10 protein-coding genes are annotated in these 13,446 nt (G+C 49.9%); 5 read left to right on the forward strand and 5 right to left on the reverse strand.

The features are described from left to right. Nucleotides 1–9 precede the first annotated feature (9 nt). Complete coding sequence (locus H9L05_RS19465) at nt 10–504, reverse strand: PAS domain-containing protein (RefSeq protein ID WP_187732311.1); 495 nt, start codon at nt 502–504, stop codon at nt 10–12. Nucleotides 505–530: 26 nt separating this feature from the next. Beyond that, nucleotides 531–890, reverse strand: a complete 360-nt coding sequence (locus tag H9L05_RS19470; RefSeq protein ID WP_187732312.1) for a hypothetical protein — start codon at nt 888–890, stop codon at nt 531–533. Nucleotides 891–1,316: 426 nt separating this feature from the next. Between H9L05_RS19470 and H9L05_RS19475 the strand changes: the two genes are divergently transcribed. Together H9L05_RS19475 and H9L05_RS19480 are read left to right on the forward strand one after the other, a co-directional pair. Continuing rightward, the gene (locus tag H9L05_RS19475) at nt 1,317–2,009 is read left to right on the forward strand and encodes an SIR2 family NAD-dependent protein deacylase (protein ID WP_187732313.1); all 693 of its coding nucleotides are present in this window, start codon (nt 1,317–1,319) and stop codon (nt 2,007–2,009) included. Nucleotides 2,010–2,214: 205 nt separating this feature from the next. Further along, nucleotides 2,215–3,207, forward strand: coding sequence for a Ppx/GppA phosphatase family protein (locus H9L05_RS19480; protein WP_187732314.1), 993 nt, complete (start codon nt 2,215–2,217; stop codon nt 3,205–3,207). Nucleotides 3,208–3,276: 69 nt separating this feature from the next. Here H9L05_RS19480 and ppk1 read toward each other — a convergent pair whose 3' ends face one another. After that, the gene (gene ppk1, locus H9L05_RS19485; RefSeq protein WP_187732315.1) at nt 3,277–5,571 is read right to left on the reverse strand and encodes a polyphosphate kinase 1; all 2,295 of its coding nucleotides are present in this window, start codon (nt 5,569–5,571) and stop codon (nt 3,277–3,279) included. 186 nt (nt 5,572–5,757) lie between these two features. Further along, nucleotides 5,758–7,740 (reverse strand): DNA topoisomerase (ATP-hydrolyzing) subunit B, encoded by a 1,983-nt coding sequence (gene gyrB / locus H9L05_RS19490; protein ID WP_187732316.1) that lies wholly within the window; start codon nt 7,738–7,740, stop codon nt 5,758–5,760. Nucleotides 7,741–8,089: 349 nt separating this feature from the next. Between gyrB and H9L05_RS19495 the strand changes: the two genes are divergently transcribed. Further along, nucleotides 8,090–8,362 carry a hypothetical protein gene (locus tag H9L05_RS19495; RefSeq protein WP_187732317.1) on the forward strand — a complete coding sequence of 91 codons (273 nt, stop codon included), beginning with the start codon at nt 8,090–8,092 and terminating at the stop codon, nt 8,360–8,362. Nucleotides 8,363–8,490: 128 nt separating this feature from the next. Here the strand turns inward: H9L05_RS19495 and H9L05_RS19500 are convergent, their stop codons facing one another. Further along, nucleotides 8,491–10,416 carry a T9SS type A sorting domain-containing protein gene (locus H9L05_RS19500; RefSeq protein WP_187732318.1) on the reverse strand — a complete coding sequence of 642 codons (1,926 nt, stop codon included), beginning with the start codon at nt 10,414–10,416 and terminating at the stop codon, nt 8,491–8,493. 577 nt (nt 10,417–10,993) lie between these two features. Here H9L05_RS19500 and H9L05_RS19505 point away from each other — a divergent pair. Continuing rightward, entirely contained in the window at nt 10,994–12,307 is a 1,314-nt protein-coding gene (locus H9L05_RS19505) for a site-specific integrase (RefSeq protein ID WP_187732319.1), read from the forward strand. Between the two features lie 118 nt (nt 12,308–12,425). Further along, nucleotides 12,426–13,418, forward strand: coding sequence for a GIY-YIG nuclease family protein (locus H9L05_RS19510; RefSeq protein ID WP_187732320.1), 993 nt, complete (start codon nt 12,426–12,428; stop codon nt 13,416–13,418). Nucleotides 13,419–13,446 lie beyond the last annotated feature (28 nt).

Here is a 13,446-nt window from a genome sequence, read left to right on the forward strand (position 1 = left end):
ACCTGAATATTATTCGCCTAAACGCTGGCGCAGACTCTGAACCTCACGCTCCAACTCTAGGTTGCGAAAGGTGACTTTCATTTCCAGATCAGCATAAGCGCTCTCCAACCGTTGCTGAAGCTGCTTTTGCTCATGAATATCGGTGCAGGTACCAAACCATTGCTCAATGTTGCCTTGCTCATCGATGCGAGGCAAGGCTTGGCCCAAAAACCAGCGGTAGGAACCGTCTTTGGAGAGAAACCGGTATTCGATTTCGTAAAACTCCCCGGTAGCCAGCGAATGCCCCCAGCGCTCGCGGGCGCGCTGGCGGTCGTCGGGGTGCAGCAGGTTGTTCCACATCTCGCTGCCGCGGCTTTGCTCCACGGTATAGCCTGTATAGTCGATCCAGCGCTGGTTGAAATAGGTGTGGTAACCAGCAGGGTCCGTAATCCAGACCAGTTGAGGAATTAGCTCGGCCAGAAAGCGAAATTGCTGGGCGTTAAATTGGGTATCAACAGATGACATAACGTAGAAAGTAGCGAAAAGCGAAATCAGGGCCGGGCGAGCTGCATTTCCATGCCCGACTGAAAATAAAGACTAAGCTGGCTCTGGGCTCCATCGGTAGAGCGGCGCAAGCGCGTGACTAAAGCACGTGTTTCCTCGCGCGCCAAGTGCATTTGCAGGTAAGGGCGACTAAGCAAACTATCACGCTCCACGCTCCACTGACCGTTATCTTGCTGGGTGGGAGCTTCTACATGCAGCAAGCCAGGCTGCAACTGAAGGTGCGTCGCCTGAGCCAAGGCGGAACCCGGGTCGTTCCGATTCAGCACCCGATCAGCCACCCGCCAGTTGCCGGTAAGGTAGTCGTCGGGCAACTGCTGGAGATTAACGTCAAATAAAAGGTCGATCATAAAGGAGCTAAGCAGATCGGATTAGATACAAATTTACTTAATGTCGTTTTGATCTCAACAGTAGCTGAGTTTAGTACAGAGTAAACTCAAACCTACTAAGAAGATTAAGCTGGACTGTAGGGCGTAAACCCATTATAGACCCGTTTAATTCAACTGAGCGCATATTTTAGCTAGTATCGTTAGTATAACAGCGACTTAAACACTTTTGATCTTCTGGCTTACATCAATTTTTGCTTTTGATTAGCAGTAACAAAAGATCTAGCCGAAGTAAAAGACTTAAATGGACATGAGAAAACGTTTAGCAAGCACATAGTATTCATGCTTTTACGTAAGCCAGCTAAGGTGAATCCGGATACGGTTAGCCGTTTTCTAGTAGTTATTTGCATTCAGAAAAAGATCTTTCACCCGACAAACTCCCTTTAACCTGTGTCGAAAAAAATAGTAGTACTAACTGGTGCTGGCATCAGTGCCGAGAGTGGCTTAGCTACTTTCCGCGGCGCTGATGGTCTCTGGGAAGGTCATCGCATTGAGGACGTAGCCTCACCTGAAGGATGGGCACGCAACCCTGAGCTGGTGCTTGACTTCTATAATCAGCGGCGTAGCGCAGCCCGCAAAGCCCAGCCGAACGCTGGCCACCATGCCCTGGTAGCGATGGAAAAAGGCTATGAAGTGGTTATCGTAACCCAAAACGTAGACGATTTGCACGAGCGAGCCGGCAGCAGCCGGGTTATTCACTTGCATGGTCAGTTATTTCAGTCGCGCAGCACGCGCCATGAGGAGCTTGTGTACCCCATGACCAGTGACCGTATTGAGATGGGCGAACTATGTGAAAAAGGCCACCAACTACGCCCCAACATTGTTTGGTTTGGGGAAGCCGTGCCGTTGATGGAGCGGGCCATTGAAGAGGCTGCTACCGCCGATATTTTTATGGTGGTAGGCACCTCATTGCAGGTGTATCCGGCGGCCGGACTGCTGCAATTTGCCCCCCAGCACTGCCCTATCATCGTAATTGATCTGCATCAGCCGCCCTTGGCAGGCCGACGCAACGTGCGCTTCGTGGCGGAGCCCGCCAGCACGGGTGTTCCGCGCGTAGCCACGGAATTGCTGTCGGAGTATTAAGCAGAAAGCGGGCTGTGCCTAAAACAGCTTCGCCTGATCAGGCGTAAGCTTAGCGCTGCCCCGTAAACCTGTACTGCTCGCTTCGTATGGTTTTTTGGCCAATGAGAGGTAATGCTCAGAGGCTATTTTTCCTTCTTTTAAGCCTACTTTCGACAAAGGCTTATCTTTGAAGCTTAATTCCTCTTCCACCACATCAACCTACCTGATGGAGTATCCCCTACTGAAACTAGCCGCCATTGACATTGGATCGAATGCTGTACGGTGCCAAATTTCGGCTGTTCTGGTTTATGGGGGGCGTTTTCGGTTGAAGCGCGTGGAGTACGTGCGCTACCCAATGCGCCTGGGGGAGGATGTGTTTGCCACCGGTGACATCTCGCCCGCCAAGGCTGATAAGTTTGTTAAGTTTCTGCATTCGCTGAAGCTGCTGATGGAAGTGCACGAAGTAGCGCACCACTTGGTTTGCGCCACTTCCGCCATGCGCACCGCCAAAAACGCTCCCGCTTTGGTTGCGCGCGTGCGCAAAGAGCTAGGACTAACTATCGAAGTAATTGATGGTCAGGACGAAGCCATGTACATCAATAGCGTAATTGAGCACGTGCTTGAGGACAATAAGCATTATCTGCACATTGATGTAGGCGGGGGCAGCACGGAGTTTAATATTTACCACAACCGCCATAAAGTGGCTACGCAGTCGTTTGAAGTTGGCTCCATTCGGCGGATGCAACAGGCAGAGACTGGCCTCAACACGGATGCTCTTAACGGCACTTGGGAGCGGATGGAGAAATGGGTAACCGAAAACGCGCGTCGCTACCATGTCACGCGGGCAATTGGTACCGGCGGCAACATCAATAAGCTGTATAGCTTAGCCAAAACCCAAACCACGCTCGATAAGCCCATCACCCGCAAGCGCATCGCCACTCTGCTGGACAACCTGACCAAGATGACCATGGATGAGCGGGTGAATGTGGCCATGCTCAACCCAGACCGCGCCGATGTGATCGTGCCGGCGGGCCAAATCTATCTTTCTGCTATGGAGTGGGCCAACATCAATAATATGCACGTCCCCGATATCGGCTTGAAGGACGGTATGCTGCAGACGCTGTTTGAACGCCATTTTGAGGACTTTCGCCCGGTCAATGACCACTCTGCTATTCCGCCGCACCCCGATGTTCAGAACTCGCACAGCGGAGCCGAATAGGATGGTAAAGCACAAAAAAGCCCCCAGACGCTGTCCTGGGGGCTTTTTTGTGTTGAGATAAAGTACTGATTAAACGTCCTGAGGAGATTCGCCACCGGGCAAATCCTCCTCGGTGGTGGAGTTGAAAGTTGCCAGCTCAGCTTCCATTTCGGCATCTTCCATCTCCGCATCCGTTGGAAAGTCCGGGGCAGTTAAAGGTGGGCCTTCATTGGAGGCAGCATTGTCCGTTTGCACATCCGCGCGCGTGAGCCACTCGTCATACAAGGAGCTTTCGGACACAGCCGCGTAATGGCGATGATAAAACTCCTTGTGCACGTTGAAAACAGGCTCATCAGGGGCTGGGATGCGACGCACGTATGCCCCATCCTCCCGCATCAGGTACGTATTCTGGTTGTCTTTAAGATTGAAATACAGAATGTTAATCGCCTCCCGCTTTAGGGCCGGGTTTACAATCAGGAATAGTGCTTCAATGCGCCGGTCAAAGGAGCGCACCATCAAATCGGCGGAGCCTGCATACACTTTGGGCTGGCCGCCGTGATGGAAGTAAAACATCCGTGAGTGCTCTAAATAGTCGCCCACAATGCTGCGCACCTCAATATTATCGCTCAGGCCAGCCCGGCCCGGCCGCAGGCAGCAAATACCCCGCACGATAAAGCGAATAGGCACCCCGGCCTTACTGGCCTTGTAAAACTCATCAATCATCTCCTTGTCTTCCAAGGAGTTCATCTTCATCACAATGCCGCTGGGCAAGCCTTTCTTCGCGTTTCGAATCTCCTCCCGAATCAGATGAATGAGCTGCTGACGCATATCCTTCGGCGCCGTAATCAGATACTCATAGTCATCGGGCTGAGAATGGCCGGTGATTACGTTGAAGAATTCTGACACGTCGTGGCCGTATACATCGTTGGTCGTCAGCAAACTCACGTCGGTATAGATACGCGACGTTTGCTCGTTGTAATTGCCTGAGCCCAAGTGCACATAGCGCGTCACCTTCTCTCCTTCTTTGCGGATGATCATGAGCATCTTGGTGTGCGTCTTATACTTGCTCACCCCATAGATGACAAAGCAGCCAGCCTTCTCCAAGCGGGCGCCTTCCCGAATATTCCGTTCCTCATCAAAGCGCGCCTTCACTTCAAACAGCACGGATACGTGCTTGCCGTTTTCGGCCGCTTTGAGGAGTGCCGCCGTCACTCGCGAGTCGTCGGCCAGGCGGTAAATAGTTTGCTTAATACCCAGCACATGAGGGTCTTCGGCGGCCCGCTCCAACAGGCGCACCACCGGATCGATGCTGTTGTAGGGATGATGCAGAAGCACATCGTGGTGCTTGAGGTACTCAAACATGTTGTCTTCGGCACCCTCGGGCAAGCTAAGCGGGGCCACGGGAGCCGGTTGGCGGGCGGCTTTTCCCCGGAAGTTGGGGTGCTTAAGAATTTGCAGCAGCCCTTTCATATCAATCATGGAATTGATAACGAACACGTTGCCATTATCAATTTTCCAGCGCTCCTTCAGAACTGCCATGAGCACCGGCGACGCATCCTTCTCCACTTCTAGGCGCACCACGCGGCCCTTTTTGCGGGTTTTTAAGCCAACCTGAATTTCCTTGATAAAATCAACGTCGATATCGTCTGACTCTTCCAGCGTAAAGTCGCCGTTGCGGGTGATGCGGAACAGGTTAGCCGACTCGATGTCGACGTTCCGAAACAGCTTGGGCAAGTTGGCGCGCACGATTTCCTCAATAGGCACAAAAATCACCTTGTCTTTGCGCGTCAGCTCAAAAAAGCGCGACAAATTCTGCGGAATCTGTACGAAGGTGAGGCGCTCCTGCCCCTTCTCCCCTTCCGCCTCCGTGCGCGTCACCACACCCAGAATCAGCATCTGATTCATCATCAGCGGGAAGCCATGATACGAGTCGTACACCATGGGCGTGAGCAGCGGAAACAGCGTGTTTTTGAAGTAGCCATCGGCCTTCTTCAGCTCCAGTTCCGTCAGCTCATCCATCCGCAGAATGTTGAAGCCGTTTTTCTCAAACTGTGGCTTCAGCTCATTCAGGTACGTGAGTGATTGGTCGTTTACGAAGCGGTGGGCAAAATCCAACAACTTGCGCCGAAACGGCATTTCCCGCAGCCCTGAATAGTCGATACGCTCCTTCCCGTAGTCGATATAATTGTACAGCGACCCCAGCCGAATCATGAAAAACTCGTCGAGGTTGGAGCAGGTGATACTCATGAATCGCAGCCGGTCAAACAAGGTGCGCGACGGATCTTTGGCTTGGTCGAGGACGCGATAATTAAAGCGCAGCCAGCTTAAGTCGCGGCTGATATACTTGCTTTTGCGGATAAGGTCAGCTGATTTGAAGAGTTTCATAGCGAAGAATAAGGCGCAAGTGGCAAGTTACAGCGCCACACCTGTCATTCCGAACAGACAAAGGAATCTATACTAGTTGTTACTAAAAGATAACTCCAAAATTTGGATCATGGTATGTTTTGCTAGATGTAGTTGTAAACAAAAAAAGCCCCCAGCACGCTGGGGGCTTTTTTGCTACTACTGCCTCTATACGTCCAGCTTGGCGTACTTGGCATTTTTCTCGATGAATTCACGGCGCGGCGCTACTTCGTCGCCCATGAGCATAGAGAACAAATGGTCAGCTTCCGCAGCCGACTCCACGTCTACACGCTTCAGCGAACGGGTATCGGGCTGCATAGTAGTGGTCCAAAGCTGCTCGGCGTTCATTTCCCCGAGACCCTTGTAGCGCTGCACGTTCACCGTTTCGGGCTTACCGCGGCCTAGCTCTTCCTGAGCAACCTGGCGCTCCTGCTCGGTCCAGCAATAGCGCTCTTCCTTACCACGCTTCACCAGATACAAGGGTGGCAGCGCAATGAAGATGTAGCCATTGTCGACCAGTGGCTTCATATAGCGGAAGAAGAAAGTCAGAATCAGGGTACGAATGTGCGAACCGTCAATATCAGCATCGGTCATGATGATGATTTTGTGATAGCGCAGCTTTGAGATGTTCAGGCCCTTAGGATCGGCCTCAATGCCCGCTTCCACATCGGCCGGAGTGCCAAACGACACGCCCAACGCGGTAATCATGTTCTTGATTTCCTCGTTTTCGTAAATGCGGTGCTCCTGGGCTTTCTCCACGTTCAGGATCTTACCCCGCAATGGCAGAATAGCCTGGAAGGCCCGGTTGCGGCCCTGCTTGGCAGTACCGCCAGCCGAGTCGCCCTCGACCAGATACAGCTCGCAGATTTCCGGATTCGACTCGGAGCAGTCGGCTAGCTTACCAGGCAAAGAGTTCGAGCCCAGCACGGTCTTGCGCTGCACCATTTCGCGGGCCTTACGGGCCGCAATACGAGCCCGAGCTGCCAGAATCACCTTCTCAACGATAATACGGGCTTCTTTGGGATTCTCTTCCAGGTATTGGTTCAGGATTTCGCCCACTGCCTGGTTTACAGCGCCACTCACATCGGAGTTACCCAGTTTGGTCTTGGTCTGGCCTTCAAACTGAGGCTCCTGCACTTTCACCGAAATGACAGCGGTCAGGCCTTCGCGGAAGTCGTCGCCCTGAATCTCCACCTTCGCCTTCTCCAGCATACCCGACTTGTCGGCGTAGGCCTTCAGCGTACGCGTAAGGGCCGAGCGGAAGCCAGCCACGTGCGTACCACCTTCGATGGTATTGATGTTGTTGACGTAGCTAAAAATGTGCTCCTGGTACGAGTCGTTGTATTGCAAAGCAACCTCGACCGGCGTGCCACCCTTCTCACTGATTACGTGAATTGGCTTTGGCATCAGCACTGTACGGCCAGCATCAAGGTAGCCAACAAACTCGCTCAGGCCGCCCTCCGAATAAAACTCTTCATAGAGGAAGTTGCCGTCCACGTCATTATCGCGGCGGTCGGTGAGCGTGATGCGGATACCTTTGTTCAAGTACGACAGTTCGCGCAGACGAGTGGCAATGGTTTCGTACTTGTAAACCGACTCCGTGAAGATAGTATCATCAGGCAGAAACTCTACCTGCGTGCCGTGCTCTTCGGTATCACCAATTTGCTTTACCGGATACTGCGGAACTCCGATTTTGTACTCCTGCTCGTAGAGGTGGCCATTGCGGCGCACAGTTACTTTCAGGTCTTTGCTGAGTGCATTCACGCAGCTTACGCCTACGCCGTGCAAACCGCCGGAAACCTTATAGGAATCCTTGTCGAATTTGCCCCCCGCGTGGAGCACTGTCATTACAACCTCTAGGGCTGAACGACCTTCCTTTTGGTGGAAGTCGACGGGGATGCCGCGACCGTTGTCGCGGACGGTAACTGAGTTATTTTCGTTGATGGTGACTTCAATTCGGTCGCAGTGGCCGGCCAAGGCTTCATCGATTGAGTTATCGACTACTTCCCACACCAAATGGTGCAGGCCCTTAACCCCCGTATCACCGATGTACATCGATGGCCGCTTGCGTACGGCTTCCAGTCCTTCCAGTACTTGAATACTATCCGCAGAGTACTCAGCGGGGACTCTTTTCTCTTTCGTTTCGCTCATGGAATGCGGGTAAATTCAGCGTCAGTGTTAATAGGCAAAGATACCATTTTTAATCGGTTTTTGCCAGCCAAACCCGGATTGGACCCCCTATGCTAGCAATCAAAATGGACCTGCTTTGCAGATTGATTAACAGCCGCTTTTGGTACTACCCGCTTATATACAGAGAGCGTATCATATCACAATTTTATACAACCCTCGGTTGCCATTTAACGCCACTTTTACCAGCCTCATTAGCATTACTTGCTCCGGGCAAAGCGCATCATACCTGCTACTATAGCTCTTGTACTGATCAACCAAACGGAACTCTGCCCTATGGATCGTAGTTCTGAAACCTGCTACATTTGCCTCTATGTCACACGAAGTTGCCAACCTTACGCTAGCCGAAGCTACTCGCCACGCTCCATTCGTTGAGTATGCCCGCTGCCTCAATGCCGCCGACCGACCTTTCAATCACAGCGGTGATTGGCCTGAGGAAGGCCAGTTTTATCCTGTGCGTGTCGTTGACTCTCATTTGGAAGGCATTCCTTTAGTCCATGTATTGGGCTTTCAAGCAGAAGCGCCTTACTTTAATGCCTTTGCTCCTCACCGCTTTGAGCTGCTGTATACCGTCTGGTTAAATTAAGCCCATCACATCGAAACGCAGTATCAAAAAAGCCCCCAGAGCAGTTCTGGGGGGCTTTTTTATAGTAAATCACTGTCCTAATTCTATTTGCATCTTACCTGAAATAGAATGTTGGCAGCCAGTTTCTCTTATTGGGTTACGATAACGGATTGAGATGAGCTAAGATTTCCGCTTTCCACTCGCAGCAAATAGTGTCCAGCTGCTAGTCCGTGCACCGAGAAAGCCGCATCCTTTGTATCCGGACGCGTGAAATTTTGATTGCGAGCTAGCCGTCCCTGCATATCATAGAGCTTCACACTAACCGGCTTATTACGAATAACATCGGAGGCAAATGTGATGTATACAGTCTCCGTAGCCTGGGTAGGATAAGCCGTGCACCACGACTGCAAGCTATTCATTGTGCCTGAGCGGGAGGATAGGATCAGGTTTCTGTTTTCCGAAGCTCCAATGTTGCCTTGGGTTCCCGCTTTTGCCGTAGGGTTTCCAAAGTAATCTCGCAGGCCAGGTTCTTTTCCAAACTCAGTGAGCAGGTTTAATCCTGCTCCCAACAGGCTGGATGATGGCAGCAGCGTATAACCTACCTCGGTGTATTTGGATGTGGTAAATGCGCGCTGAGCCACAACAGGCTCCACACCCGACGTCATGAACTCCGGGTCAGCGTTGATACCCGTTGCCTTCGCGCCAATCTGCTCCTGACCTGCGCCCGCACGCCAGGCACTGAGCGTAGTATAGCGCGTGCCGCCCCACCACAAGCTAAGCTCTGCATCAGCACTCCAATAGCAATTGCCTTGAAAGCGTACATCGTTTGTAGCAGCCCCTTCAATACTTATTACTGGTATTCCATCTGTGGTATGCAGCACATTGTTTTGAAAGGTAATATCACTAACACCACCACTCATTACATACACTGCTTTCGGATGTGAACCATTAGCAGGAGGCGCGAGGTAGACGGTATTATTGTGAATAGAAGCCCGTTGAATACCGCCATTATCTCCTGACGACCACAACTGAATTGCACCCTGATTATAGCGTCGCGCATCGTTAACACTAATATTATATCGAATGGTTACATCAGTAAGAGGCGGTGCACCAGGATATTGGGCAATGAGGTAACCGGCACCGTCATTATCATGCGAGTAGTTGTACTGCAGCACAGAATTGGTGCAGCCCCCATCCAAATCAAATCCACCACCATCATGATTCATCCCCGAGCGATTATGATGAGATTCACACTCCTGAATCACTAAATTGTTGCAATTCCATCCCCATATTCCTACCGGGCCACCGTTCGGATAAGAATTAAGCCAGCCATTATTATACGCCTCACAATGCTCGATTAAAGCTCCACTGATACCTGAAAGAACAATACCGTTGCCAGTGTTATGATGAGTAATATCTTCTCGACCAGAATTATCAAAGGCTTTGCAATTGCCAACGTACCAGTTAGTGTGGGCACCTATGTTTTCGGCATATGAAGAAATTCCTGCTTCGCCATTTGCGTGTGCTTTCGAGTTAGTTATCCGCACATTGTTGTAACCACTATTGCCGTTCCAACTGCCAATTATGATACCCGTTGATTGGTAGCCACTCACATCAATGCTATCTAATCGCACGTGATTCAGCGTAGTGTTGGCTGAGTCAAGATAAAACTGAATGCCAGAGTCCTTATTGGTCAGGCGACCTGAACCCACAAAATTCAGACGCCGCAGTTCAATGCCTGCCATATTATATCCATAGAAGCCGAAAGCAGCACCACTTTCAATAGTAGCGTTGCCATGACCATAGGAACTAATTATGATGGGCTTTTCGGCCGTACCCTGACTATTGCCGCGCAACCAGATGTTACCCTTAAAGGTCTCGCCGCCCGCCAGCAAAATCCGATCCCCAGGTTGGTATTTTCCCGCGTTAACACGATTAAGTGAATGCCAAGCTGTTGAGACCGAAGTACCACTAGCATTGTCATCGCCATATGGGCTAACGTAATAAGTATTCGCAGAAAGCGAATGACTTAAAAAGCAAATCAAAAGTTGTAAAAGTATAATTTTAGATCCCATCTGATCTTTTGTAAAATGTTGATGGGCAAATATATATAGCTAGCTTCTTATTAAAATGTAAATAATATTCAATGTTGTTTGATGTTTTAAAGAAGTTTTTAAGGTTGTGAATACAATTTATTATTCATTATTAGTAAAGTATAAGTTGAACTCATAGTACTTATTCATACAATTAATAGAAGATCTCACAAACATTATAATAATTGAACTTAATCAATATTAATCATCGCTTTTTAGTAGCTGCTCAATTTTTGTTTAAACTCGTTTTTCTCTTAGAGTTCTTCAAGTTCTTCTCATGCTCGGAGTATCATTTTTTGGCCACAAATGGCAATAAAAAAGCCACTCAGCAATAAAGCTGAGTGGCGCACTTGTAATGTACCCCGTAAGAGATTCGAACTCCTGACCTACTGCTTAGAAGGCATGCTTAGGCCTAAACACATACGCTATCATTACTTAGCAGCATTGGGTAAAAAGGGCTTTTTAGAAGATAAGAGCTATTGTTCTTTATTAACAGTACAAGGCTTTTTATTATACTTGTATGAACCGCTGTATGAACCAACTGCGGTTCATACGACTTATGAGCAAAACCACTGACCACAAAGAAGGAACTGCCACCGTCAAGATCGTCTACTTCACGGGTAAGGTTCTAGCCGATGGCTCTCACCCGTTTTTGATTCGGATCACAAAGAACCGTAAGCAGCTATACCGATCTACTGGCGTAAGCTTGCAGCCAAGGTATTATAACTTCGAGAAAAAAGAAATTCGGCGCAATTATCCCGGCGACGCGAAAGCTCTCTGGCGAAAGCTGGAAGCAAAAGCAGCTACCTATGAACAAGCAGCCGAAGACTTAGCCTCCGCTGACGAGCAGCACGATGCCGAAACAGTTCTGAGTAAAGTTAGCCAGAGCCGCCGGGCCACTCGCCGCGTAAAGCTGCTGGCCTACTTTGACGAACTCATCGCTGAACAGACAGCAGTTAGCCAGCTGGGCAACGCCCGTGTATATCGGGACACACGCAGCCAGCTCGCTCACTTTTTGGATAAAGAGCATCCGGGCACCTCAGATATTCCCTTCTCACAGGTCACGGTTGCCTTCTGTCATGACTGGGAACAGTTTATGCGAGCTACGGGCACTGAAGACACTTCCTTATCAGTGAGGTTTCGCACCCTACGAGCTATCTTCAACAAAGCTATTGCCACGGGATTAGCTAAGGCGGAGTTATATCCCTTCGCACGGAATCGAGCTGAGCAACACAAATACAGTATTAGTAGGTTTGATGTAAGTACGAAAAAGCGGGCCTTACCACGGGAAGAACTGCGGAAACTAGAGCAATTAAATCCCACCATCAACCGGCAGCGGCTAGCCAAGGATGCGTTCCTATTCTCCTTCTATGCTGGCGGTATCAACTTTGTCGACTTAGCTCAGCTGCGTTGGCGAGATGTGAGCGGAAGTGACCCTGCAACAGGCCATCCGGAAAGGCTTGAGTATGTGCGGCAGAAGACGGGCGGCAAGTTTTCCCTGAAATTGCTGGGGCCGGCCGCCGCCATCGTATCCAGCTACTCCCCTATTACCCGTACCACACCCGATGGGTACATCTTTCCCTTTCTTGATGTCACTAAGCATACAACACCAGCCAAAAGAATGGTGCGGCTGCACAATGTATTAGGCTGGGTAAATAAGGCATTGAAAGTGATGGGGAAGCAGGCTGGTATTGCTACTCCTCTCACCACGTACGTAGCCCGACACTCCTTTGCTACCACACTTAAGCTTAAGGGCACCAATACAGCTCTCATTAGCCAAGCAATGGGACACAAGTCGGAAGCAGTTACAGCCGTATATCTGGATTCCTTTGCGTCGGAATTGGTAGACACAGCTTTTGAGGGTCTGCTGTAGGGGATTGTAAATTTATTGCTCGATAACGCCGCGCCATTCCTGAAAGCCGAAGCCAGCAACGTTTCATATGTTGGCTCTAGTCATTTTGTATTGTTGTCCTATTTTATTTCATTCACTGATGCTGTCACCTATTGATAAGCTTGGATTTCATGCATTAGGTGGTCATTCGGTGCGCGGGCGGGTTTCAATTGCTGACCTTTTTCCAGTCTCAAAAAACCGTTGTGGAATCTACCTACTTCGTTTTAGAAATAACAGTTTCTATATAGGGCAGGCAGTTGACGCAGTGAAGCGCTTTGCTCAACACCGTAAGAACTACGATACCATTGAGCACTATTGGTTTCAGGATGTACCCAAGGGGAAACTGGATGAAGTGGAACAGCATCTCATCCAACAGGCTGAGCAGGCGGGAATGCTGCTTACCAATAAAACCTTTGTGACTAATGTTATTGGTGAAACCGACTTAGATCTGCTCGTCACTCCGGCCGAACAAGAAGCATGGCTTAGATGTGGCGAACCACTCAATAATGACGGAATAGACTTAAGCTCGTCGATTGAGGAGAAATTCAGGTTCAAGTATCATCAAAACTTCCTGCAGCTGCAAGACCAGCCTGTTTACCCGCAGGTCAGGGCTGTACTCTCGGCCTACATCAAGCAGGTTATTCCTGCTTTCAAGAAGACAGAACAGTCCTTTTGGGCACTGAGCTGTCTGCCTTCCACGAATAAGAGCACTTACCCCCGTTATTTCGCCTTAAGTATCAATGGGATGGAGGTACTGGTGGCGGGTGAAGAGAAGAAAACAAAAGACTCTTTTGCCTTTGCGATTGTAACCGGGAGTTGCTTTCCGACTATGTCTTATAAAGCTTGGTTTTTACGCTCCTATGCTTTGTCGATCAAAGCCTCCGCTTATCGAGCCGCAGGCACAGATCAATACCGGATCGATTTCAAAAGTTTACAACACTTATTGAGTGCGTTAAACCAGGAGCCATCCTTTAGCCATAGTATCAGGGAGATGAATTTGCGGCTGATGCGCCGCGGCGGGACTATTTACTCTCCCTATCACTGCTTTGATTTAGCCCAAGATGCAATGAACCAAATGGTGCTTGGCACTTGAGCTGAGTGATGTTAACATACAAGTCTCC

The organism is Hymenobacter qilianensis (genome assembly GCF_014489555.1).
In the GTDB taxonomy this organism is placed as follows: domain Bacteria; phylum Bacteroidota; class Bacteroidia; order Cytophagales; family Hymenobacteraceae; genus Hymenobacter; species Hymenobacter qilianensis.

Bases quoted from the DNA above. Each gene is read 5' to 3' on its own strand.
- H9L05_RS19510 (WP_187732320.1), top strand. From the start codon at position 12,426: ATGCTGTCACCTATTGATAAGCTTGGATTTCATGCATTAGGTGGTCAT.
- H9L05_RS19495 (WP_187732317.1), top strand. From the start codon at position 8,090: ATGTCACACGAAGTTGCCAACCTTACGCTAGCCGAAGCTACTCGCCAC.
- H9L05_RS19465 (WP_187732311.1), bottom strand. From the start codon at position 504: ATGTCATCTGTTGATACCCAATTTAACGCCCAGCAATTTCGCTTTCTG.
- H9L05_RS19500 (WP_187732318.1), bottom strand. From the start codon at position 10,416: ATGGGATCTAAAATTATACTTTTACAACTTTTGATTTGCTTTTTAAGT.
- ppk1 (WP_187732315.1), bottom strand. From the start codon at position 5,571: ATGAAACTCTTCAAATCAGCTGACCTTATCCGCAAAAGCAAGTATATC.
- H9L05_RS19480 (WP_187732314.1), top strand. From the start codon at position 2,215: ATGGAGTATCCCCTACTGAAACTAGCCGCCATTGACATTGGATCGAAT.
- H9L05_RS19470 (WP_187732312.1), bottom strand. From the start codon at position 890: ATGATCGACCTTTTATTTGACGTTAATCTCCAGCAGTTGCCCGACGAC.
- H9L05_RS19505 (WP_187732319.1), top strand. From the start codon at position 10,994: ATGAGCAAAACCACTGACCACAAAGAAGGAACTGCCACCGTCAAGATC.
- gyrB (WP_187732316.1), bottom strand. From the start codon at position 7,740: ATGAGCGAAACGAAAGAGAAAAGAGTCCCCGCTGAGTACTCTGCGGAT.